The organism is Chondrinema litorale, from assembly GCF_026250525.1.
Taxonomy (GTDB): domain Bacteria; phylum Bacteroidota; class Bacteroidia; order Cytophagales; family Flammeovirgaceae; genus Chondrinema; species Chondrinema litorale.
Genome location: NZ_CP111047.1, coordinates 1 through 23,811, shown reverse-complemented (window position 1 = coordinate 23,811; position 23,811 = coordinate 1). Strand labels below are relative to the sequence as shown.

The window sequence follows — 23,811 nt, the reverse complement described above, 5'->3', positions numbered from 1 at the left end:
GAAGAAAAGATAGAATTATTCCAAAAAAATTATAGTGTAAACTACTGATAATCAACGCTAAATTATTGATTGACGTAGTCGAGATGTAGCACTAAAATTACCTGATGTATTTAAGGCGTGATGTAACTTTTGAGATTCATTTTCACACAAACTACTTTTAAATCGGATTAAGCAAAATTGCATTAAATTCTAACTATCAGGTAACCTGCCATTCCTTTTTGAGAATGGCCACTATTACTTATTTATTAAATATTAATTATTTCAAAATATGAAAAATGGATTATTACATTTGCTCATAGCATGTTTAAGCATGTTGTGCCTCTCCCAACAAGCATTCTCACAAGACGACGTAGTAACGGGTACAATTATTTCGGCAGAAGATGGTGAGCCGGTAATTGGTGCTAGTATTCAAATAAAAGGAACTACTTCTGGTACCATTACAGATATCGATGGTAAATATAAATTGAGTAGGGTACCGTCAAACGGTGTTTTAATTGTCTCTTATATTGGTTTTGAATCGCAAGAAATAGAAGTTGCCGGTCGTAATCAAATAGATATTTCACTCAGTACAGATATTCAACAGTTGGAAGAAATTGTTGTAATCGGTTATGGACAGCAAAAGAAAAGCGTGGTTACTGGTGCGATTACCAGTATTAAAGCTGCTGATTTAGAAACACTGCCAATTAACAATGTAGGGCAGGCCTTACAAGGTAGAACTTCGGGTATTACCATTGCTTCTAACAACGGACAGCCGGGCTCTGGTGCAACTATTAGAGTTAGAGGTATTACTTCATTTGGAGGTTCTGGAAACGATCCGCTTTGGGTGGTAGATGGTGTTGTTGTAGATAACGGTGGTATTGGTTACCTAAACCAGTCAGACATTGAGTCTATAGAAGTATTAAAAGATGCAGCTTCGCAAGCAATCTACGGTGCACGTGCTGCTGCAGGTGTAGTTTTAGTTACAACCAAAAAAGGTAAATCAGGTAAGTTAAATGTAAATTATAGTGGCTACTACGGTACTTCTTCACCAGCAAGAAGATTAAACCTGACTAATGCCACTGAATATGCTACATTGAGAAATGAATCTTCAATTGCAGCAGGTGGAGGTGTAGTTTATTCCGATCCACAAGCATTAGGTGAAGGAACTGACTGGCAAGATCAAATTTTTAATAATGATGCTCGCAGACAAAACCACGAGTTAAGCATTAGTGGTGGTAACGAAGTTTCTACTTTCCATATGTCTTTTGGTTACCTTGAGCAAGATGGAATTGTTGCAACAGAAATTTCTCAATATAAAAGGGTAAACGTTCGATTAAACTCTACCCACAAATTAACCAAGTGGTTAACAGTTGGTGAAAATGTAGGTTATGCGCACAACAAATCCATTGGTTTAGGTAATACCAACAATGAGTTTGGTGGCCCATTAAGTTCGGCAATTAACCTAGACCCAATTACTCCGGCAATTGTTACAGATGCTAATTTGGCTAACTCGGCATTGTATCTAAATAACCCGGTAATGAGAGATGATTTTGGCAGACCTTACGGAATATCTCCATATGTTGGTCAAGAAATTACCAACCCACTTGCTTACATGCAAACACGTTTAGGAAATTATAGTTGGGGCGATAATATTATCGGTAACGTATTCGCAGAATTAAAACCAATCGAAGGTTTAACCCTTAGAACCACACTTGGAGGTAAATTGGCATTTTGGGGAGATGAGAGCTTTACACCGATTTTTTATCTGAATTCATCTACACAAAATACGCAGACTTCGTACTCAAGAGGTACTAATAGAAGATACGATTACAACCTAGAAAATACCATTTCTTATTCGAGAAAATTTGGCGATCATGATCTAACCTTATTAGTTGGTCAAGGTGCTTATAGAGACAATAATACTTACAATGTTAATTTGCAGGTTTTCGGTATTCCGGTTGATAATTTTGATGATGCCTCTCTTAATTACAAAGTTCCGCCAACATCAGAAAATGCTGATGGTTACGAGAACCCAGCCCACACCGTCTCTTCATTATTTTCTAGGGTAACTTATAACTTTAAAGAAAAATATCTTTTAACTGCATTGCTTAGAAGAGATGGTTCTTCAAGATTTGGTAACAACAATAAATATGGTGTGTTCCCTTCAGCATCTCTAGGTTGGGTAACTTCTGCAGAAGATTTCTGGCCACAAAATAATGTAGTTACTTTCCTTAAAATTAGAGGTGGTTATGGTGTTGTTGGTAATGATAATATTGGTGATTTCGCTTACCTTTCTACTATAAGCCCGGGAAGAAATTATACAATTGGTACTTCAGGAGAATATACCATTGGCTATAGCCCAGATGCACCATCTAACCCAGATTTGAAGTGGGAAGAAACCAGCCAAACAAACATTGGTTTTGAAGCAAGCTTATTTGATAACCTAGATGTTACTTTCGATTGGTACAAAAAAGTGACGACTGGTCTTTTAATGAACCCAAGAATACCGGGATATATCGGTGCAATTTCTAATCCTGCTGCTAACGTAGGAGATATGGAAAACACAGGTCTTGAGTTAGAGTTGAGTTACAGAAAGAGCATAGGGAAACTTGATTTAACTGTAAGTGGAAACGTTTCGCATCTTTCTAATAAAGTTACTTATTTAGGTGAGGGAATTGAATATAGAGAAGATGATCAGCAAACTTTCCAAGCAAGTACTTATCCGATAACTCGCGTAGCTTTGGGGCATGCACTACACTCTTTCTACGGGTTTAAAACACAGGGAATATTCCAAAACGAACAGGATATTCAAAACCATTTAAACTCAGAAGGTCAGTTAATTCAACCTAATGCAGCTCCTGGCGATTTTATTTGGGCAGACCTTAACGACGATGGAGAAATCACTCAAGAAGACCGTACTTTTATTGGTAGCCCAATTCCAGACTGGACTTATGGTTTAACAATTAAAGCCAACTACAAAAACTTCGACCTTACCATTTTTGGCCAAGGGGTTGCTGGCAACGAAATTTTCCAAGGTTTAAGAAGGTTGGATATTGCTAACTCTAACTATCAGGCAGATGCACTAGGTCGTTGGACTGGTGAGGGTACTTCAAACGATTTTCCAAGATTAATTGATGGAGATCCTAATAATAACTTCAGCAACCCATCAGACTTCTACTTACAAAAAGGCGATTATTTCAGATTGAAAAACATTCAGCTTGGCTATACGCTACCATCTACATTAGTAAGTAAAATCGGTTTGCAAAAAACAAGAGTGTATGTAATGAGTGAAAACCTTTTCACCCTTACCAACTACACTGGTTACGATCCAGAAATTGGTGGAAATGTAATGAGTATCGACCGTGGTATTTACCCTCAGGCACGCTCATTTATGGTAGGTCTTAACTTCAGTCTTTAATCAAAAAATTTAAACACGTAAATATGAAATTCATATATATAAAATATTTCGTAGTAGTTACTTTGCTTGCTCAAATACTTGGAGCTTGTAGTGACGATTATTTGGAAGTAGAACCAAAGGGCAGAAGCCTAGAAGAAAATTATTACCGTAACGAAGACGAAGCTTATAATGGCTTAGTGGCAGTATACGATGTAGTTGGTTGGGTAGGTGGAGGATATGTTACCAAAATAACAGCAACCATTTCCGCTTCTGATAACCACTATGCAGGTGGTGGTAGTGCAACTGATGTAACCTCTTTACAGGTTTGGAATGATTATTCACTAGACCCAGCAAACGGCCCACAAGGAGAATTATGGACTAAAGGTTATTCTGGTGTATTTAGAGCAAACATTTTGCTTTCTAAACTGCCTGATGTAGATATGGATGAGAGTTTAAAGAACAGGTTTACTGCTGAATCCAGATTTTTAAGAGCTTATTTTTACTTCGATTTAATTAGGTTTTTCAAAAATATTCCATTGTTAACAGAACCTGTAGAACCAAGTAACTTTTATACTGTAGAGCAAAACTCAAGAGAAGAAGTTTATGCAGCAATCGAAGAAGATTTGTTGGCAGCTATACCAAACTTACCAGAAGATATAGACTTAAGCACAGAGGCAGGCAGAGCAACAAAAGGAGCAGCCATTGCTTTACTTGGTAAGGTGTATTTACAGCAAGAGAAATTCTCTCAGGCAGTAGAGCAATTGGCTAAAGTAAACGGTACTACGCCGGGTGCTGCCAGTGAGTTGGGAGGATACGCATTATTAGCAAATTACGGAGATCTCTGGACTACATCTAACAAGTTTAACACAGAATCAATCTTCGAAATAAACAAAACATCGTCTTCTAATGCTGTTTGGGATTGTATCGGTTGTACAGAAGGTAATATTATTAGCATTATGTCTAATCCGAGAGACTATGCTGCTAACACTGCAGATGCACCACAGATAGTTTCAGGTTGGAGTTTTTATCCAATTACACAAAATCTGGTGAATGCGTTTGAAAGTGGAGACGAAAGATATCCATATACAGTATTAAACATCGATAGTTTGGCAAACGCAGGTGTAGTAAACTATACACCGGGTTATATGAATACAGGATACTTTTTGGCAAAATATGCTGGTACCATAGCAGATCAGTCAACTGGTGGTGGTAATATGGAATTGAATTTCCCAAAAAACCTTTACGAAATTAGGTTGGCAGATACTTACCTACTCGAAGCTGAAGCACTAGTAAGAGGTGGTGGAAACCAAGCCAGAGCACAAGCATTGTTAGATGCAATTAGAGAAAGAGCAGGCTTAGCTTCTGTGCCAGCAAATATCGAAAACATCATACACGAAAGAAGAGTTGAGTTGGCTTCTGAAGGTCACCGATGGTTCGATTTGATTCGTAACGGTTTGGCAACTCAATATCTTGGAGAATTCGGATTTGTAGAAGGCAAACATGAGTATTTACCAATTCCATTGTTGGAGTTAACCAATACAGAATTACAACAAGATCCGGCTTATTAATTAGAAAAAATCAAAGTATTTCAATTTCATATTTGCAGGACGTAAGTAAGAGAAATGGATAGTCGGGGTAGTAGTAAAGTATTCAAATATCAACCAGCTTGAAAACCGACTACCACTTACTTACAAATCTAAATGTGAGAAAATATTAATAAAAACTGCTAGTGAGATAGGATAAAAAGAAGAAGGGAAAAGGCAACCATTAAATTTTAAATATGATTTTATATGAAAACAAGAAATATATTTAATGCATTTCTGTGTACAGCTTTAGCTTCACAGCTTTTTATAGCTTGTACACCAGATGATTCAGATCAAGAATTAGGTCCAAAACCAGAGGCAACTTTTACAGTAGATGAGGTTTCTGGTGAAACGAATACTTACATGTTAACCAACACCACGAATGGCGCTTTTATAAGTTCTTGGAATTTGGGTGATGGCAACGGATTTTCAAATGGCGATCAAGTAATTACGGCATATTTTCCAGATCAAGGTTCATACGATGTGCAATTGTTTACACTCAACAATGGCGGTATGGATACTTCGGATGTACAAACTATTGTAGTAGAAACTACCGATCCTGTAGCGGGTAACCTAATTATGGGAAGCAAAATGGATGAAGATGCCCTTGATTACTGGACAACATTTGGCATTAGCGATGGTGTAAGTTTTAATTTGGCAGATGGTAAACTAACAGCGACAGGTGGAAGCTGGGGGCATGCAGGTGTTTACCAAGCAATTGATGTAGTAGCAGGCAAGCAGTACAAATTTGCCATGAATGTATCTGGCAGTGGTGCTACCGATGTTTGGTTCGAAGTTTATTTTGGAACAGAAAAACCAGTGGATGGGCAAGATTATTCATCTGCAGAAAATCAATTGGCTTTAAATACTTGGGCCGGTTGTGGTAACTCAGAATTCAATGGAAATATAGCAAATATTGCTTGCGAAGGTGCTCTAATGGGCGAAGGTGGTTTAATTACTTTCGAAGAAAGTGGAACCATTTATTTAGTAATGAAAACTGGTGGTGCAGATTTAGGCACAACCGGTATTTCGATAGATAATGTAGAATTGAGAGGAACAAAATAATTAATGTGTGATTATCGACTTCTTTGCTCGTGAATTCCGACAAAGAAGTCTTCCTTCAATTTTATGATCGATTAATTTAAAATTATCACATTGAACGCTAAACTATTACCAATAAGATCTTTTATAACTTTATCTATGGTTTTAAGTGCTCTTTGGAGTTGCTCGACTATAGTTAAAGAAGAAAAAGTAGGTGAAAATAACAATGTAAAAAATGAGATTTGGCTTACTACTTCAGATCGATCTGTACTTTTCCAAAAGCAATCATCTCCTTTAAAATCCAGCAAAGTAAAAGGTGAAAATATCATCAGTATTAGTCCAGAAAAAGAATTCCAAACAATGGATGGATTTGGCTTTACTTTAACCGGTGGAAGCGCTTTGCACATCCACAATATGGAAGCTGATGCTAGAATGACATTACTCACAGAACTTTTTGCAACTGATAAAAAAAATATTGGGATTAGTTATTTGAGAGTCAGTATAGGGGCATCAGATTTGGATGCAGTGCCTTTCTCATATAATGATTTAGAAAAAGGAGAGACTGATGAAAGCCTATCTAAATTCAGTATCGAAGAAGATCAAAAACATTTAATTCCGGTATTGAAGGAGATTCTCAAAATAGCTCCCGATATTAAAATACTTGGTTCACCTTGGTCGCCTCCCACTTGGATGAAAACCAATGAAGACACTAGAGGTGGAAGCCTAAAACCCGAATATTACGATGCTTATGCGAGATATTTTGTAAAATACATCGAAGCCATGCAGGCTGAAAACATTAGAATAGATGCAATTACAATCCAAAATGAACCATTGCATCCGGGTAATAACCCTAGTTTGTTGATGTTGCCAGAGCAGCAGGCAGAGTTTATCAAAAACCATTTAGGACCAACTTTCGAAAAAACAGGCATCAAAACTAAAATTATACTTTACGACCATAATGCAGATCGCCCAGATTATCCGATTACAATTTTGGATGATCCTGAAGCGAAGAAATTTGTAGATGGTTCTGCTTTTCATTTGTATGCAGGTGAGATTGATGCACTTTCTCAAGTGCACGAAGCACATCCAGATAAGCACTTGTATTTTACAGAACAATGGATTGGTGCACCGGGAGATTTCCCAGTAGATTTAGATTGGCATACAAAAACTCTAATAGTTGGAGCGAGTAGAAATTGGTGCAAAACAGTACTAGAATGGAATTTGGCAAACGACCCAAATATGGAACCGCATACAGACAGGGGCGGTTGCGATCGATGCCTTGGTGCAGTTACGATAGATGGTAACGAAGTAACACGAAATCCGGCTTATTACATCATTGCGCATGCATCTAAATTTGTAAGACCCGGATCAAAAAGAATAGACTCAAATCTACCCAAAGACTTACCGAATGTAGCCTTTAAAACACCAGAAGGCAATGTGGTTTTAATTGTATTTAATGATGCAGAGAAGAAACTCGATTATCAAATCGAATTGGAAGGAGAGTTATTTGAGGCAAGTCAGGCTGCTAGTTCGGTAGCTACCTATATTCTTAATAATCAAAAATCATGATAAATGTAAGGTATTGATTATGAGTTTTTTAATGATATAAAAAAGAAGAATTGAGTAATTTTAATTGGATAGGATGCTCAACTTAGAAACCCATAAGAAGAGCAAATACAAATCTGGTAATGAAACTAAAATAAAGCACACATGAAAAAATTTAATATTTTCAGTTGCTGTCTGCTTGCATTAACTTTTATGGCAACAGCACTTACCCCCCAACCTCCTAAAGATAAAGCAAGTAAAAGAGTAGAAGATTTATTGGCCAAGATGACACTTGAAGAAAAAGTGGGTCAAATGGCACAAGTTACGTTGGATGTTATCACTCAGGGAGAAAGCGAATACGTAAGCGATGAGCCATTAAAATTGGATGACAAGCTAGTAAAAAAAGCATTGATCGATTACAAAGTAGGCTCAATTCTAAATACGGCAAACAACCGAGCAAGAACTCCCGAAAAGTGGCACGAAGTAATCGGTCAGTTACAACAAGTGGCTACCAAAGAAACCAGATTAAAAATTCCGATAGTTTATGGGATTGATGCTATCCACGGAGTAACTTATACTGCAGGAGCGACTTTCTTCCCGCAAGAAGTAGGGCAGGGGGCAACTTGGAACAGAGAATTGGTGAAAAAAGGAGCAGAAATTACTGCTTACGAAACAAGAGCTTCATCCATCCCTTGGAATTTTTCTCCGGTATTAGACTTAGGTCGCGACCCGAGATATCCGAGAATGTGGGAGACTTTTAGCGAAGATGTTTACCTAACTACAGAGATGGGTAAGCAAATGATTAAAGGTTACGAAGGACAAAACAATGAAGTTGGAAATCCAGTAAGAGTAGCTTCTTGTTTAAAACACTTCTTGGGTTATTCTGTACCGGGTTCAGGTAAAGACAGAACGCCAGCTTACATCCCAGAAATGGAACTTCGCGAAAGACACATTCCGGCTTTTAAAGCAGCGGTAGAAGCAGGAGCACATTCAGTAATGATTAACTCTGGTGTGATAAATGGTATTCCGGTTCACGCAAATAGAGACATTCTTATAAAATTGCTGAGAGAAGAATTGGGTTTTGAAGGTGTAATTGTAACCGATTGGCAAGACATCGATAATCTTTTTACACGTGATAGAATCGCTAAAACGCCTAAAGAAGCCGTGAAGCTGGCGATTAATGCCGGCATCGATATGTCTATGATTCCATATAACTTTAAGTTCTGCGATTATTTAGTAGAGTTGGTAAATGAGGGTGAGGTTTCTATGGACAGAGTAGATGATGCAGTTCGCAGAATTCTAACCATGAAAGAAAAGCTGGGATTATTCGAAACACCAGTTACAAACTACAAAGACTATCCAAAATTCGGAAGCGAAGAGTTTGAGAAAGCAGCATTTGCAACAGCATCAGAAGCAGTGACTTTATTAAAGAATACAGATAATATTTTACCACTTAAAAAAGGAGCAAAAATATTAGTAACAGGCCCGAATGCGAACTCAATGCGTTCGCTCAATGGCGGTTGGTCTTACTCTTGGCAAGGTGAAAAAGTGGAAGAATTTGCCGCTAAATACAACACGATTTTAGAAGCAGTTCAAAATGCAACTGGTAAAGAAAATGTGGTTTACGAAGCTGGTGTAAGCTATAATGAGCAAGGTAAATACTGGGAAGAAAAAGACATCAATATTGATGCAGTCATAAAAGCGGCTTCTAGTGTAGATTACATTGTTTTGTGTGTAGGTGAAAACTCTTACACAGAGAAGCCGGGAGATTTACACGATCTTAATTTATCTGATAATCAATTAAGTTTAGCGAAAGTATTAGCCAAAACAGGCAAACCAGTTATTCTTGTTTTGAATGAAGGTAGACCAAGACTCATCAGTAAAATCGAGCAAGAAATGGCTGCTGTGGTACAATTATACTTGCCGGGTAATTTTGGTGGAGATGCTTTTGCAGGAGTTTTATTTGGTGATATAAATCCGAGTGGTAAGCTGCCTTATACTTATCCTATGTATGCGAATACGTTGGTTACTTACGACCACAAACCATCTGAAGAGCAAGCAAAAATGGCTGGCATGTACGATTACGAATCTGACTTTGCTATTCAGTATCCATTTGGTTTTGGCTTGAGCTACACCACTTTCGAATATTCTGATCTAACAGTAAGTACTAAAAATCTTGATCCAGAAGAATCAGTAACCATTACTTTAAACGTAAAAAATACAGGTAATAGAGAAGGTAAAGAGGTGGTTCAATTGTTCATTTCAGATTTATATGCATCAGTTACGCCAGATGTTAAGCGCTTAAGAGGATTCGAGAAAATCAGTTTAAATGCTGGCGAATCTAAAAAAGTGAGCTTTACAGTAAAAGCACAAGAATTAGCATTTGTGGCAAAAGACCTACGTTGGACAGTAGAAGAAGGAGAGTATGCAATACAAGTCGGTAAATTAAAAGAGACATTCAATATTACTAAAGATAAAGCCTACAATACAGTTGATAGAATATTCTAGCCATTAAAATTTCTATCAGGGTAAATAGAGAAATATATTGTAAAGCTTATTTAGCCGGTTACTTTTTAAGGTAATCGGCTTTTTGTCATTTAACCTTAATCTGTGGTCAGTTCACTTTCTAAAAAGGATACTTCACCTACATTTCAGTTCAAAATCAATGTTTTCGTATTTAATATTGCGGTGTAACCTTTAACAGAGAAATGTTAAATAGTGTGTGTAAATTCTCGATTTGTGAGAATCATACTTTTGTGAGAATCGAGAAATTTGTTACTAATTATTTCGAATCCATAAACCCATAGCTTCCTGAGCTATGGGTTTTGTGTTATAGGCATTGAGATAGAAATTTAGCTTTGGTATTGCGGTTTGTAACTTCCTGGAACATGGCCAAAACTTAGGGCAATTCTATTCCAAGAGTTTATTTGGCAAATGGCTAAAACGGTATTAGCAATCTCTTCTTTATTGAAAAATTTAGTGATACGATTATAGGCTTCTTCCACTTGTAGCGGGCTAGACTCATTTATTTTGGTAAGCACATCTGTTAAATTCAAAACAGCTTTTTCTTCTGCTGTGTAGCAAGGAGCTTCTTCCCAAGCAGGTAATAAATATAATCTCTCCAAAGTCTCACCGGCATGGAGCGCATCTTTGTGGTGCATATCTAAGCAATAGCCACAACCATTTATTTGCGAAGCTCTGGTTTTAATCAATTCAATAATTGTATGAGAAAGCCCACAATTATTAATGTAAGCTTCTGTATTTAACATGGCTTCGTACAAACCTTTGGGTGTTTCCGGATAACTGATTCTGTTAAGTGTCATATTTCATTTTGTTTAAGTTCACCCTACAGACAGTTCCCAGAAAAGAAGCGTGACGAATCAGTGAAAAAAATTGAGTTTATTTAATTTATCAGGATTAATAATCACAAAAATATCTTCCACAATGCCTTTATTAATTTCGAATACGATGCATCTAATTACCTTTCCATCCAAAATATAAAGCAGCGAAGGTTTATGGTTTACTATGGCGAATTGGGAGTAAGCATTTGGAACAAGATATTTCCCATAAATGGCTTCTAGTAGTTTGATTACATCCTCCTTACCAAAAATAATTTTTCTTGCAGCAGATGTTTTTGCTCCTCCATCAGAAACCAATTTAACTTCTGCTGATAGTAATTTTTTTACCGCTTCAATATCAGCATTATTAATAGCACTTGTAAGTTGATTAATTATATTGGTTTCATCTGAATGAGATACAAAAGTTGGTGGATGAATTTGATCAACTGCCATTTCAGCTTCCAGTTTTTCTTTTGCCCTTTTTAGTAATTGGCGAGAAGAAGGAATTTTAATATCTAGAATCTCGGCTATTTCTGGATGTGTAAAATCATAGGTTTCTTTCAATATAAAAACAGCTCTTTCTTTTGGACTCAAATGTTCCAGCAAAAGCATTAAAGAATAATTGATAATTTTCTGGCTATCGGCATGTTGGTAAATATTTTCTTCTGTGGTAACAGGAGTAGGCAGCCAAGGTCCTAAATAGGTTTCCTTTTGTTTTCGAAGTAACTTTTTCTGGTTGATAGCTCGATTAATCACCGAGCGAATCAGGTAGTTTTTAGGATTATCTACATGTGCTTGATTGTCAAGCAAAAAGCGATTAAGTACTTCTTGTACCAAATCTTCAGCTTCCATAAAATCCCCAAGAATATTGTAGGCATAGGGGAATAGTTGTGGTTGGTATTGTTCAAAGATGGAAGTCATACTATTTACTTCAAGAAATGCTGTTTTCATAATCTCATTATTAAAGGTCAGTAAGTACTGACAGATTTGAAAGAAAAAGCGTGACAAGATTTTACCAAAATCAAGAAAAAATTTCGATTTAATTTCCCCAAACTAGGTGAGAGCATGACAGCAATGGCATTTGCTAAAAGTATATTTGATTAATTGCAGGCAATGTGCTCTTGAAATATGGAGTCTTGTGCAGACTAAATATTGATTTACGAAGATATCTATGTCAACTGAACATCAGTAAATATGAAAATTTATTTATCATACCCTTATTACCTTTTGTGTTTTTTGATGTTTGCATCATGCAACAGACAAAGAGAAGCAGTAGTAAAACCACCCAACATCATCTACATCTATACCGATCAGCAGCATGCAAATATGATGAGCTGTGCAGGCAATAAGTGGGTAAAAACACCAGCGATGGATTATATCGCCAACAATGGAATCCGGTTTACAAGAGCTTATACAACCAATCCGGTTTGCTCACCTGCCAGAATCAGTATGATTACAGGTCGATTCCCTTCATATTTCGATGATGAAAAAGGTAATGCAGTAAGAGAAAACTGGGGAGCCAACCGAGTGAGTCAAGTATCAGAGGAGGTTTGGAATAGCACTATTGCCAATTATGCAAAACAAGCAGGTTATGATATAATTTTTGGTGGTAAAGAACATCTGCCCAAACCATTGCGACCAGATACTTTGGGTTTTACGGATATTAGTGATAACGAAAGAAATATATTGGCTCAAGAAGCAGCCTCTTACATAAAAGGCAATCATGAAAAACCTTATTTTATGATTGTATCGCTAATTAATCCGCACGACATCTGTTACATGGCCATTCGCGATTTTGCCGAGACTGCTTTCGATTCTATGTTGGTGAACAAGGGAGTTACAGAAATTGCTGAGTTGGATAAGGCGATGCAAATTCCCGAAGGTGTTTCGAAAGAAGAATTTTATGCAAAATATTGCCCGCCATTGCCGCCTAATTACGAAGTGCAAATAGGTGAACCACAGGCATTAAAAAAACTATTAACCAATCGGAATTTCAGAAATAATGCGAGAATGAATTATTCTGATGAAGATTGGCGTATGCACAGATGGGCTTATTGTAGGTTGGCTGAAGTGGTAGACAATGACATTCAGGTAATTTTGGATGCATTAAAAGAACAAGGTGCAGAAGAAAATACTTTGGTGATGTTGTCTAGCGATCATGGTGAGATGGATGCTGCTCACAGAATGGAGCATAAAAGTACCATGTATGAAGAAGCTACCAATGTTCCTTTTTTAGCGATGTGGAAAGGCCAAATTCCATCTGGACAAGTTGATTCTGTGCATTTGGTATCTAACGGACTCGATTTATTGCCGACTTTGTGTGATTATATGGGTGTAGCAGGCAAAGCTGATCCGAGAGGAAAGAGTTTGCGTCCTTTAATGGAAGGTAGCAACACTGATTGGCGCAAGTATTTAGGTGTTGAAAGTGAAGTTGGTAAAATGGTAGTAAGCGAAGATGGCTACAAATATTTGCGATACGATTTTACAGGCATTGAAGAGCAATTACTCGATTTAAATAAAGATCCTTTTGAAACGACTCATTTTACAGATTCTGCAGGTTATGCAGAAAAGTTGGCGGATTTAAAAAATGTGTATCAGACAGAGTGGTTTCCGGAAGAAAGCAATTGATTTTCTATCAATTTCAAGGTAAAAAATCAACCTTCAGCAGATTAAGGTCTGATTTGAGCATATGTTAGCTTGATAGAGAAAAGTGCTATTTCTAATTTGAATAAGATGCCTGATTGAAACGAAGTAAATATGTTTTGTGAATAATTGAATCAGGCAAAAGGCTTTAGGAGCCTGAATAATATTGATGTCACAATTAAAATGAAAACTGAAACTATGATCAACAAAATTACAAAAGCAACCTGCTTATTTACTCTGCTGCTATTCTTTGTTTTAGAGATAAAAGCAGAGGTTATACTACCTGCCATTTTTGGAGACAACATGGTTTTGCAACAACAAACAGACGCAGCAATTTGGGGCAAAGCATCACCAAGCAAAAAGGTAAGTGTTACTACCTCATGGAACAAAAAAACCTATTCAGCTACGGCAGATAAAGATGGAAAGTGGAAAGTAAAAGTAGCCACTCCTGTAGCCGGAGGGCCATATCAAATCACCATTTCCGACGGAAAAACACTCAAATTAAATAATGTATTAATCGGAGAAGTGTGGATTTGTTCAGGTCAATCTAACATGCAAATGACCATGCTCGGTTATAAAAACCAGCCAATTATTGGAGCAAATAGAGCAATTGCAACTTCAAAAAATAACAACATCAGACTGTTTACTGTAAAGCGAGAAAGAAGCTTAGAACCAGTTGATGATTTTGAAGGAGATTGGAAGTTATGTGAACCTGAAAATGTAGGGGACTTTAGTGCAGCAGCTTACTTTTTTGGTAAAATGATTAACGAATCGCTCGATGTACCTGTTGGCTTAATTTGTACAAGTTGGGGAGGAACCAGAATTGAACCTTGGATGAGTGAAGAAAAGCTTAAACAATACGATTGGGTAAAATTACCTGAAAAAGACAAAAAAGAATCTCAGCATCAAGATCCTACATCATTATTTAATAAGATGATAAACCCAATGGTGGGTTATGCACTTCGTGGAGGTTTGTGGTATCAGGGTGAGGCCAATAGAAATGAACCAAAGGAATATGAAAAGCTAATGGCAGGTCTTGTAGAAAACTGGCGTGAGGTATGGGGCATTGGAGATTTCCCATTCTATTATGCACAAATTGCTCCTTATTTCTATGGAAAAGATGCGCTTAACTCTGCGTATATCCGAGAAGCACAACTAAAAGTATCTACTGCAATTCCGAATATGGGTATGGTGAGTTTGATGGATGCTGGTGAAAAGCATTGCATACACCCAGCAAATAAGCAAGTGGTTGGTGAAAGGATGGCTTATTTGGCGCTGACTCAAACATATGGGCAAGAAGGATTCGAATGTTCAGGTCCAATTTTAAAAGAAATGAAAGTTGATGGCAGCATTGCCAAGTTGACTTTCGATCATGCCGAACATGGTTTAACTACTTATGGCAAAGAGTTAGAAAACTTCGAGATAGCAGGAGAGAACCAAAGATTTTTCCCAGCAACAGCTTTTATTACTGGCGAAGGGATTTCGGTTTATTCTCCATCAGTTCCTAATCCTGTTGCGGTAAGGTATGCTTTCCAAGATTTTGTGGTGGGTGAATTATTTAACACAGAAGGTTTGCCGGCTTCTTCATTCAGAACAGATGACTGGGAAATGAAGTAACAGAATTTCTTTTTTCATAATAATGCTAATAATGGTAGGTAAAAATCAGAGATAGCACACTGTATAATAAAATATCTACCATTAAAATTACTCTATAAATGAAATGCCTTTTTTTAACTACAACTTGCTTTTTAATTCTTCAAGGGCTTTTTGCTCAAGATAATACGGTACTTTCTGATGCGATGAAGTATTACCAGATGGTAAAAGTCTCAGAAAATACTTACAGAGCAGAGATTCAATCGGATGTAGATTCTACTTGGGATAAGTGGAATAATAGGGGTTATAATTTTGGTTTCGATAAACATACCACTCCGATGTACACCACTATTAATGGAATTATTAGCACTCCTTATATGGTGCAAGTTCGAGGGAATGAAAATGAGAAAAACCGCAAGCGCTGGGGCTTTCATGTGTTTGAAGGTTATGCTAGAGATGACAAGTCTCGTATCACCATGCTTGTAAATAAACATACAGAATTGGAGAAGCCAGTTGCCGAAATGTATTATTATGGAACGGTATACAATCATTCAGCACCTGCCTATAACTGGTTTAAGATTGGGTCTGATGTAAGACATCATTCATTTATGTTTAGCCGAGACCAAGCAGTGTTTTACGGTTCGCTTAAGTTAAGCAATGCGCTTACACTTGGGCAAATTGGGAAAGACAACATTAGAAAAGACCAACCCGAAGGAGATGATGAAACTAACTCTGTAGAAAGTGCAAAGCATGTGAATTATGTATCGTTGAGAGATGGTGAAGACGGAACCATGTTTTACGATAAAGACAATGATATTGTAGTAATTAAAGTGGATGGACAATGGATGAAATTGAGGGTAGAACCATTGCCGAAAGGGGTGAAATACGATTTTTGATTATACTTCATATTTCAGGAATTACAAAATATAAATATTCTTAAACATAATATTACTTTTATAATATTTTCAGGAGTGACTTAGTTAATTATATAACAATTTGGATAATTAACTAAATTACTGATCATGTTTAAGCTATCGGGTAGTTTTGCCTCTAGAGCAGAATTAGATAAAGCACAGAAAACCTCAATTACGCTTCAAAAAGAAATAAATTCAGCCACTTTATTTGTAAAACAGATTGAACAAGGTGAGTTGAATATAACATATCCGGGAGTTGATGAAGACAGTATAGACCCAATGTCTTTACCGGGTTCATTAATTAGTATGAGAAATCAACTAAAGCAATTAAACAAAACTGAAACTCAAAGAAAATGGGTAACAGAAGGTTTAGCTTTATTTAGTGAAATATTAAGAACAAATCAACACGATTTAGATGAAACTTGTTTTCAGTCTATTAGTAATCTGGTTAAGTACTTAAAGGCTAATCAGGGTGCGATATACATTGTAGATAAAGAAAAAGAGCTATTAGAACAGAAAGCATGTTATGCCTATGATAGAAAAAAATACTTAGAAAAAACATTTAGTTTTGGTGAAGGGATGATTGGGCAAATCTATCTCGAAAAAGAAACATTGCTCTTATTAGATGTTCCAGAAAACTACGTTACCATTACTTCTGGTTTAGGTGAGGCTCCACCAAATTCTATTGTAATTGTTCCCCTAAAAATAAATGAAGATGTACTTGGTATAGTTGAGCTAGCCTCGTTCAAAAAGTTTGAATCTTATCAAATAGAATTTCTCGAAAAGTTAGGAGAAAATATAGCTTCTGTAATATCTACTGTTCAGACAAATGAAAAGACACAGGAATTGTTGAGGCAAAGTCAAATACAAGCTGAAAGTTTAAAGTCTCAAGAAGAAGAACTACGCCAGAATATGGAAGAACTTTCTGCTACTCAGGAGGAGATGCAGCGGGTAATGAAGGAAATTCAAGACAAAGAACAATTACTGAATGATTTAATAAACTCTACCCCAGATGTTGTATTCGTAATTGATCACGAGTATAAATTCAAGATGTTTAACAAGGCATTTTATAAGAATTGGACAGAGTATAAACATGATCTGCAAGTGGGTGATAGTCTACTAGATTCTTACAAAAATGCTACTGCTTTAGAAGTAGATAAACAAAAACAATTGTGGGACAGAGCTTTATCCGGTGAATTTATTTCTCAATCTGAATCAACTATCATTAGGGGAGAGACTAAGTATATGCAGGTGATATACAGTCCTTTGAGGGATAAAAATAATAATATATCTGGTATTGCTATTTTCTCTAAGGATGTAACAGAACAGGAAGAAGCTATTCAAAATAGTGAAAAACTTTTATGGGAAAGCCAGCAACAGGCAGAACAAATGAAAGCTCAGGAGGAAACAATTCTACAAAGCATGGAAGAATTGTCTAGTACACAAGAAGAACTCTTGAGTAAACAAAAAGAAGCTTCTGATTTGATAGAGAGATTTAATTTGGCAGCTAAAACCACTACTGAAGGTTTATGGGATATGGTTGTTCCAAGTGATTTGAATATTGATGATAACACACCATTTATCTGGACAGATAATTTTAGAGAAATGTTGGGTTACAAGAGTGAAGAAGATTTCCCTAATGTTTTACATTCTTGGTCAGATTTATTGCATCCTGATGATAAACAAAGAACTATAGATGCATTTAATAAGCATTTGTTAGATTATTCTGGTAATACAATTTATGATGTTGAATATAAATTGAAACTGATTGATGGAACATACAGATGGTTTCGCGCTGTAGGTAATACTTTGAGAGACAAAGATGGAAAACCTATTCGAATTGCAGGCTCTTTAATAGATATTCAAGCAATAAAAGATACAGAGGAACTAAAGAAACAGCTAGAAGAAAAAGTGAAGTTCCAAGCATCTGTTTCTACCGATAATGATAGTGTTTTCTTAGAAAATTTAATTAATGCGGCACCAGATGAAATCTTTACCTTAGATAGAGATTATAACCTTATTTCTTATAATGAAAGGTTTTATAAGTTGTGGAGATCAGAAGGTTTTGAGATTAAGACTGGAATAAATATGTCTTTATTTTTTGATGATGTAGAAGAATGGGAACATCATAAAGAATTTTATAAAAGTGCTTTTAATGGTGAAAATTTTTCAGTGAATTTATCAAGAAATGTAGCCGGTGAAGAGCGATTTTATAATGTAGTTTACAGCCCTGTTAGATCTGCAAACGAAGAAGAGATAATTGCGATAGCTTTATTTGCCAGACCACTTACTGAGGCTAATACACCAAAAACTTTAATAATGTAATGATGAAAAAATAAAAAGGCTGGTGTAATACCAGCCTTTTTCATGAAGCGTAAATTGAAGTTTGCAAGTTAGTCAATAATGTCAATCGTTTGTTTCGGAACGTTCCATCCTTCAACTGTCACTTTTGCATTTTTGCCAGCGAGTTCTGGATCAAATTCTAATATCACTGTTTTCTCTTCTCCCGCAATTACAGAAACATAGTTATCATCGTAAAAAACAGGTAATATTCTTTTTCCAGTGGTACCATCGATTAAAGCAACTCTGTTGAAGAATGCAACAGGATTACTTTCGTCATTTTTAAGAGTCACTGCGATTTTACCTTTTTCGGTTTGTTTTGCAGTAATAGAAGCTTTGGCTTCTGCCATATTGTTTAATCCAGTGTATTCACCATTTGCATTTGGTACCCAATAAAAGTTTTCAGATAATACTTCTTGGTCAGTATTAAGCAATTGGAAGTTTAAGAAAACACCTTCTTCTTTCGCTATTTTATCAAGAAATGGTTTTACAGAAAGAATTTTCTTGCTCGATGTTGGCTCCATTCCAACAAATACCTGAGTAAGCATTTCTTTGTTACCTTTCATATCTATGCTTTCTATTTTAAGCATAATGCTACGGAGTGCTTCAAATGAATTGTTTACAGTATAAACCATCCCACTAGTAGGATTATACATAATGTGTAATGGCTCACTACCTTTTCTTAAACCATATAAACAAGCGTTTGGGTCAAGATAATAATCGTACATCTGACCACGCATGGCAGTCCAAGGGTTTTGAGTTTTCCAGATGATGCTACCAGAATACCAATCCCACATATGAGCGCTAAAACCTTCCATTAGAGCACGGTACTGATCGTAATTAATCAACTGCGCTTTTACACCAAAGTCTTTAGCATCTTTAGCATCACCATAAGGTCTTACATGTGCACCATAACCAATGTATTTATGGTAAGCCCAAACATCGTCTACAGTTTCGTCATTGTAAGTAGGAGGAGTTAAGTTTTCCTCTGGAATAAATCTTCTTAAAGATTCGATATCACCAACACCTACAGAACCAACTTCTGAGTTGAATGGGAATGTTTGGTGATCCCAAAACATACTAATTGGCTGAATTCCATAAGGTCCGTCACCATTTCCACCAAGTGTATTTAGAGACATACTGTCTGAGTTAGAATATTCAATAAACCAGCGAGTTCCATCTAGTTCTGGTAAGATTTCGTCTCTTAAAGGAATAAGAATATCTTCTGGAGGAGTGATTTCATTACCACCACAATACATAGCTAGTGAAGCATGATTTCTGATCATCTTAACCATGTCTTTCGCAGAAGTTAAGAAAAGATTGTGGTCATCAGGATATTGTCTTCTTGTCCACTGGTCTTCTGCTTTCATTGGGTCAAACCATCTACCATTACAATCACCAGACATCCAAAAGTCTTGAATTACAAGCATACCATATTTATCGCAAGCTTGGTAAAACTCTGGTCTTTCTGTAAGCGCACCACCCCAAATTCTAATCAGGTTAAGGTTCATGTCGCGGTGGTAGCGAATTTCAGCATCGTATCTCTCATCAGTAAAGCGCAACATCGCATCAGAAATAATCCAGTTGCCACCTTTAATAAATATTTTTTGACCGTTTACATTGATTTGAGCACTTTGGGTTTTGGTGTTCCATTCTTTTTGAATTTCTCTTACACCAAAAGTTACTTTCTCAGAATCAGAAGTCTTTTTGCCTTGTACAAATGAGATTTCTATATCATATAGATTTTGCTCACCATACATATTTGGCCACCAAAGTTTCGGATTTTGCATCTCATAATCTGCAAGCTTAACAAGCTTAGTGCTATTAGCAGCTACAGTTACATCTTGGCTAACTTCTTTACCTTCTAAAGTATATTTTAAAATACCAGAAATAGCAGATGAAGTTGGGTTTTCAACCTCAGCCGTAATTTTAATATTTACAGGAGCTTGCTCTTTCGCTTTCGGATCTCTTTTACCTGGTACAAGTGTAACAATATGCGGGTTCTTTACATTTACAGCTCCTGTTTTCTCAATAAAAACTTTATCCCAGATACCAGTGTTTCTGTCTCTTGTTGGTTGTATCCAGTCCCAACCAGCTACATACTGGTGAGAAACACCTTTTGCGATACGGCCATCACCACCTTGTCCGCCATTTGGATTACCTACTGGATCTGGAGGATAAACAATTACAGCCAATCTGTTTTTGCCTTTAGAGTCAAGCAGGTCTGTAATGTTGTAAGTTTGGCGAAGAAACATACCGTAGTGCGTTTCTTTGTTTACTTTTTTACCGTTTAAGAAAATTTCGGTGCTGTAGTTTACACCTCTTAGGTGCAACCAAACTTGCTCGTTTTTACCTGCTTTTTCTTCAAAGTCTTTTACAAACCAGTAAGTATAATGGTCTCTACCAGTTTCGTAAATGTCTTTAATTTTCTCATTGTTCATTCCGTAGAAAGGATCAGGCACTTTCTCGTTGTTGAGTAAAGTGGTGAGCACAGTTCCTGGAACGGTAGCAGGCATCCAGCCAGAAACGCTGTAATCTTTCGACGAAATGGTTTCTCCGTTATCAGAAAATTCTGTAATTGATTTACACACCCAGTCTCCTGTAAGCTCGTACTGGTCTTGTGCTTGTAGTTTAATTAAACCTGAAAAAATGAATATCAGGGTTAATGCAATTAATTGTCTTTTGTTGGGGGTATCCAATTTCATGGTTTTGCACTTACTATGGACTAATAATAATAGGTTGTGTGAGCTTGTGTGTGCGCACACGTCCAAATATAGCTATTCTTTCTTGAATTTTTTTAATTCGTGAACGCTATGTTAAAATTCTTCTGAATTTAAGATGTAATCATCAGAAAATCAACAACTTATATTTAATAGCTAAAATTTAGTAGATTGATTTAGACTTATAGAGTAGAAGAATTGTGACAAATTAATGGAATTAGGCATAAATTATATGGATAATGCCCCAATTAGGATAAACCTTGGTTTTTAATTAATTCCATAAAATCTGTGCGATAAGTCTGCCCAATTGGAATAGATTTTCCTTTTAGAATGATTCTGTTGCCATCTATGGTTTCTAGTTTATGAAGAGCAATCGCAAAAGATTTGTGCACTCTCACAAATTTATTGTCAGGCAATTGGGCAAGTAGCTTTTGAAAAGTATTATGCACCATAATAGACTTGTCTGCAAATTGCACTTTTACATAATCTCCGATGGCTTCTAAATAATTGATTTCATCGAGCAAAACACGGTGTATCTTTTTATCAGCTTTCCACAAGATAAATTCTTGCGGTTTGCTTTCAGAGCTTTTGCTAATAATTGTTTCCGATGCTTTGTTTACTGCTTTATAAAATCTCTCAAAAGGGAAGGGCTTTAATAAATAATCGATGGCATCTACCTCAAAACCTTCTACAGCAAACTCCGGATATGCAGTAGTAAATATTACAAATGGCGGATTTACTAGTGATTTATAAAACTTAATACCCGAAAGTTTGGGCATATTGATATCTAAAAAAATCAACTGTAAATCAAATTGATTAATAGCATCTGAGGCTTCGAAGGCATTTTTGCAGCTCTGTAATAAAGTTAAAGTAGGGCAGTCTGAAATAAACTTTTCTAATACTTCTCTAGAAGCAGGCTCATCGTCTACGATTATGCAATTAATTCTCATGTTGGATAGTAAGGCTAACTTTAAACAGGTTTTCAGTTTCGTTAATTTGTAAACTATGTTGATGTGGATAGATTAATCCCAAGCGCTTTTTAATATTGGCAATGCCAATTCCACCTTTAAATCCGGCATCAAATTCATCGTGTTCACCTTTGTTGTTTTCAATTTTAAATTGTGTTTGCTTTTGATCGGATTGCAAATGGATTTTCACAAAAGTTTCAGCCAGATCACCTTTAATTCCATGTTTGAAACTGTTTTCTACCAAAGGTAAAAAAAGCATAGGAGCAATCTGGTTGTTTTGATGAATATTGGTATCGAAGCACACTTTTGCCGAACTGTCTATCCTGTACTTTTGCAAGCTCAGGTAATTTTCGATCAACTTCACTTCATCTTCCACACTAATAGTACTTTTATTAGATTCATAAATCACATAGCGTAAAATATCGGCCAATTTAATAATAGCATCCGGAGATTCGGTAGACTGTTTAAGCGCCAAAGAATGTAAAACATTTAGGCTGTTAAATAGAAAATGCGGATTAATCTGTGCTTTTAAAGCATTTAGTTGACTTTCTATATTCTCTTTCTCGATTTTGCTAAGCTTGTGATTTAACTCTTGTAGCATAAACCACGATTTAGAAATTTTTAGCAAACTAGTAATTAACAAGTATACAAATACGATTATGATTGTTTCCAGCGCTTCGAACTGAGCTATAAAATAGTAATCTGGAAAAATTAAATCAGCAAGCCAGTTAAATGTGAGTATGTTTAGAAAGCTAGTAAAAATAACATCAATTGCGAGCAGCGTACAGTAAGCTGTGTATTTCCTTTTCTGAAAGAACAGTGGAATTAGAATCTCTAGATTGATGTATACCCCCACCAAAAGGCTGATATGAAAAAGCCCTGTAAACAAATAATCAATGGTGGTGATTTGATCAGTAATAGAAAAAACATAGTTAACCGTAAAAAAAGAAAACAACCAAAACAGAATATGCAAGGCTATTCTGTAAAGGTTTTTAGATGGCAGTTTTTGTATGTACATCTACAGTTTACTTAAGGTGTAGTTCATGTATTCGCTATATGCTTTCTCATCGTTGGCATATTTAATAATAAACTTTTGAAGTTCTTGCGGTTTGGCTGTCAAAAGCGTTACATCCTTAGTTTTTTCATGTTTCATCCTGATTTTGTTGTTTTCGAACAGTTTTTCTAACCAATCCGAATCGAACCAAGATATTTTAAGTTCGTCGCCAATTTCCAGTTTGGCAAAAGTATGTACAGGAATGAGGTGAATGGTAAAGAAATCGTTGTTGACTTTTCCTTCTTCAGGGAAGAAATCTAGATAGGTATTTCCATCTAACTCAACAATGTGCAGCAGAAATTTTGCACTATCGGTTTCTTCTTTTTGGTGATACAAATTTAAAGTATAAGTATACTTATTGGTATTATCTTGATTCTGAATAAAAGAAATGCTCCATCGAATGGTGTCTTCTGTATTCATATTTTCAGAAGTGGTTTGCCATTCACCCAAAATGCGATCGTCTTTAATCAGCTCATTTTCGGTGTAAAGTGGGTAAAAAGAAAGTACTGTGCAACTAGAAAAAATTGCCACAGGAATTAATACGAGTAGAATGGATCTAAGCTTCATCTTTGTATTTGTTTTTTTTGATAAATAAAGATGAGCTACCGGCAACAATCAACTTTTTTTGTTGTACACCATCAGTTTGAGGTTGAACAATGTGAGAGAGTGATGATTTATTAAGGGTATTAGCGAGAT

The 23,811-nt window shown here is 36.2% G+C and carries 15 protein-coding genes; 9 read left to right on the top strand and 6 right to left on the bottom strand.

All coding sequences use genetic code 11. The features are described 5' to 3' along the window. Positions 1-268: 268 nt before the first annotated feature. The 5 genes from OQ292_RS26295 to OQ292_RS26275 all read left to right on the top strand — a co-directional run bounded on the left by OQ292_RS26295 (position 269) and on the right by OQ292_RS26275 (position 10,053). Entirely contained in the window at positions 269-3,397 is a 3,129-nt protein-coding gene (locus OQ292_RS26295; protein WP_284687283.1) for a SusC/RagA family TonB-linked outer membrane protein, read from the top strand. Between the two features lie 23 nt (positions 3,398-3,420). Beyond that, complete coding sequence (locus OQ292_RS26290) at positions 3,421-4,944, top strand: RagB/SusD family nutrient uptake outer membrane protein (RefSeq protein WP_284687282.1); 1,524 nt, start codon at positions 3,421-3,423, stop codon at positions 4,942-4,944. 222 nt (positions 4,945-5,166) lie between these two features. Then, positions 5,167-6,024 carry a PKD domain-containing protein gene (locus tag OQ292_RS26285; protein WP_284687281.1) on the top strand — a complete coding sequence of 286 codons (858 nt, stop codon included), beginning with the start codon at positions 5,167-5,169 and terminating at the stop codon, positions 6,022-6,024. Between the two features lie 135 nt (positions 6,025-6,159). Further along, positions 6,160-7,569, top strand: coding sequence for a glycoside hydrolase family 30 protein (locus OQ292_RS26280; RefSeq protein WP_284687367.1), 1,410 nt, complete (start codon positions 6,160-6,162; stop codon positions 7,567-7,569). A 141-nt stretch (positions 7,570-7,710) separates the two neighbouring features. Further along, entirely contained in the window at positions 7,711-10,053 is a 2,343-nt protein-coding gene (locus tag OQ292_RS26275; protein WP_348970668.1) for a glycoside hydrolase family 3 N-terminal domain-containing protein, read from the top strand. 344 nt (positions 10,054-10,397) lie between these two features. Here the strand turns inward: OQ292_RS26275 and OQ292_RS26270 are convergent, their stop codons facing one another. Next, the gene (locus OQ292_RS26270; RefSeq protein WP_284687280.1) at positions 10,398-10,868 is read right to left on the bottom strand and encodes a carboxymuconolactone decarboxylase family protein; all 471 of its coding nucleotides are present in this window, start codon (positions 10,866-10,868) and stop codon (positions 10,398-10,400) included. 57 nt (positions 10,869-10,925) lie between these two features. After that, positions 10,926-11,834: a sigma-70 family RNA polymerase sigma factor gene (locus OQ292_RS26265; protein WP_284687279.1), complete on the bottom strand. Its 909-nt coding sequence runs from the start codon at positions 11,832-11,834 to the stop codon at positions 10,926-10,928. Between the two features lie 243 nt (positions 11,835-12,077). Here OQ292_RS26265 and OQ292_RS26260 point away from each other — a divergent pair, with 243 nt between their 5' ends. From OQ292_RS26260 to OQ292_RS26245, 4 genes are all read left to right on the top strand, one after another. Next, a complete protein-coding gene (locus OQ292_RS26260) occupies positions 12,078-13,511 on the top strand; it encodes a sulfatase family protein (RefSeq protein WP_284687278.1) in 1,434 nt (477 codons plus the stop codon). A gap of 198 nt (positions 13,512-13,709) precedes the next feature. After that, positions 13,710-15,143 (top strand): sialate O-acetylesterase, encoded by a 1,434-nt coding sequence (locus tag OQ292_RS26255; RefSeq protein ID WP_284687277.1) that lies wholly within the window; start codon positions 13,710-13,712, stop codon positions 15,141-15,143. 98 nt (positions 15,144-15,241) lie between these two features. Further along, the gene (locus tag OQ292_RS26250; protein WP_284687276.1) at positions 15,242-16,015 is read left to right on the top strand and encodes a hypothetical protein; all 774 of its coding nucleotides are present in this window, start codon (positions 15,242-15,244) and stop codon (positions 16,013-16,015) included. Between the two features lie 126 nt (positions 16,016-16,141). After that, on the top strand, positions 16,142-18,358 hold the full coding sequence (locus tag OQ292_RS26245; protein WP_284687275.1) for a PAS domain S-box protein: 2,217 nt from the start codon (positions 16,142-16,144) through the stop codon (positions 18,356-18,358). A gap of 68 nt (positions 18,359-18,426) precedes the next feature. On the opposite strand, the gene OQ292_RS26240 is transcribed toward OQ292_RS26245, so the two are convergent. The 4 genes from OQ292_RS26240 to OQ292_RS26225 form a co-directional block, all read right to left on the bottom strand. Beyond that, positions 18,427-21,078: a glycoside hydrolase family 2 protein gene (locus tag OQ292_RS26240; RefSeq protein WP_284687274.1), complete on the bottom strand. Its 2,652-nt coding sequence runs from the start codon at positions 21,076-21,078 to the stop codon at positions 18,427-18,429. A gap of 263 nt (positions 21,079-21,341) precedes the next feature. Beyond that, positions 21,342-22,043, bottom strand: a complete 702-nt coding sequence (locus OQ292_RS26235) for a LytR/AlgR family response regulator transcription factor (protein ID WP_284687273.1) — start codon at positions 22,041-22,043, stop codon at positions 21,342-21,344. Beyond that, positions 22,033-23,079: a sensor histidine kinase gene (locus tag OQ292_RS26230; RefSeq protein ID WP_284687272.1), complete on the bottom strand. Its 1,047-nt coding sequence runs from the start codon at positions 23,077-23,079 to the stop codon at positions 22,033-22,035. Before OQ292_RS26230 ends, OQ292_RS26235 begins: the two co-directional genes overlap by 11 nt. Then, positions 23,080-23,682, bottom strand: a complete 603-nt coding sequence (locus OQ292_RS26225; RefSeq protein ID WP_284687271.1) for a hypothetical protein — start codon at positions 23,680-23,682, stop codon at positions 23,080-23,082. Between the last annotated feature and the right edge of the window lie 129 nt (positions 23,683-23,811).

What these genes read in the sequence shown, in the direction of transcription:
- OQ292_RS26295 (WP_284687283.1), top strand. Translation starts at nt 269, where the DNA reads ATGAAAAATGGATTATTACATTTGCTCATAGCATGTTTAAGCATGTTG.
- OQ292_RS26290 (WP_284687282.1), top strand. Translation starts at nt 3,421, where the DNA reads ATGAAATTCATATATATAAAATATTTCGTAGTAGTTACTTTGCTTGCT.
- OQ292_RS26285 (WP_284687281.1), top strand. Translation starts at nt 5,167, where the DNA reads ATGAAAACAAGAAATATATTTAATGCATTTCTGTGTACAGCTTTAGCT.
- OQ292_RS26280 (WP_284687367.1), top strand. Translation starts at nt 6,160, where the DNA reads ATGGTTTTAAGTGCTCTTTGGAGTTGCTCGACTATAGTTAAAGAAGAA.
- OQ292_RS26275 (WP_348970668.1), top strand. Translation starts at nt 7,711, where the DNA reads ATGAAAAAATTTAATATTTTCAGTTGCTGTCTGCTTGCATTAACTTTT.
- OQ292_RS26270 (WP_284687280.1), bottom strand. Translation starts at nt 10,868, where the DNA reads ATGACACTTAACAGAATCAGTTATCCGGAAACACCCAAAGGTTTGTAC.
- OQ292_RS26265 (WP_284687279.1), bottom strand. Translation starts at nt 11,834, where the DNA reads ATGAAAACAGCATTTCTTGAAGTAAATAGTATGACTTCCATCTTTGAA.
- OQ292_RS26260 (WP_284687278.1), top strand. Translation starts at nt 12,078, where the DNA reads ATGAAAATTTATTTATCATACCCTTATTACCTTTTGTGTTTTTTGATG.
- OQ292_RS26255 (WP_284687277.1), top strand. Translation starts at nt 13,710, where the DNA reads ATGAAAACTGAAACTATGATCAACAAAATTACAAAAGCAACCTGCTTA.
- OQ292_RS26250 (WP_284687276.1), top strand. Translation starts at nt 15,242, where the DNA reads ATGAAATGCCTTTTTTTAACTACAACTTGCTTTTTAATTCTTCAAGGG.
- OQ292_RS26245 (WP_284687275.1), top strand. Translation starts at nt 16,142, where the DNA reads ATGTTTAAGCTATCGGGTAGTTTTGCCTCTAGAGCAGAATTAGATAAA.
- OQ292_RS26240 (WP_284687274.1), bottom strand. Translation starts at nt 21,078, where the DNA reads ATGAAATTGGATACCCCCAACAAAAGACAATTAATTGCATTAACCCTG.
- OQ292_RS26235 (WP_284687273.1), bottom strand. Translation starts at nt 22,043, where the DNA reads ATGAGAATTAATTGCATAATCGTAGACGATGAGCCTGCTTCTAGAGAA.
- OQ292_RS26230 (WP_284687272.1), bottom strand. Translation starts at nt 23,079, where the DNA reads ATGTACATACAAAAACTGCCATCTAAAAACCTTTACAGAATAGCCTTG.
- OQ292_RS26225 (WP_284687271.1), bottom strand. Translation starts at nt 23,682, where the DNA reads ATGAAGCTTAGATCCATTCTACTCGTATTAATTCCTGTGGCAATTTTT.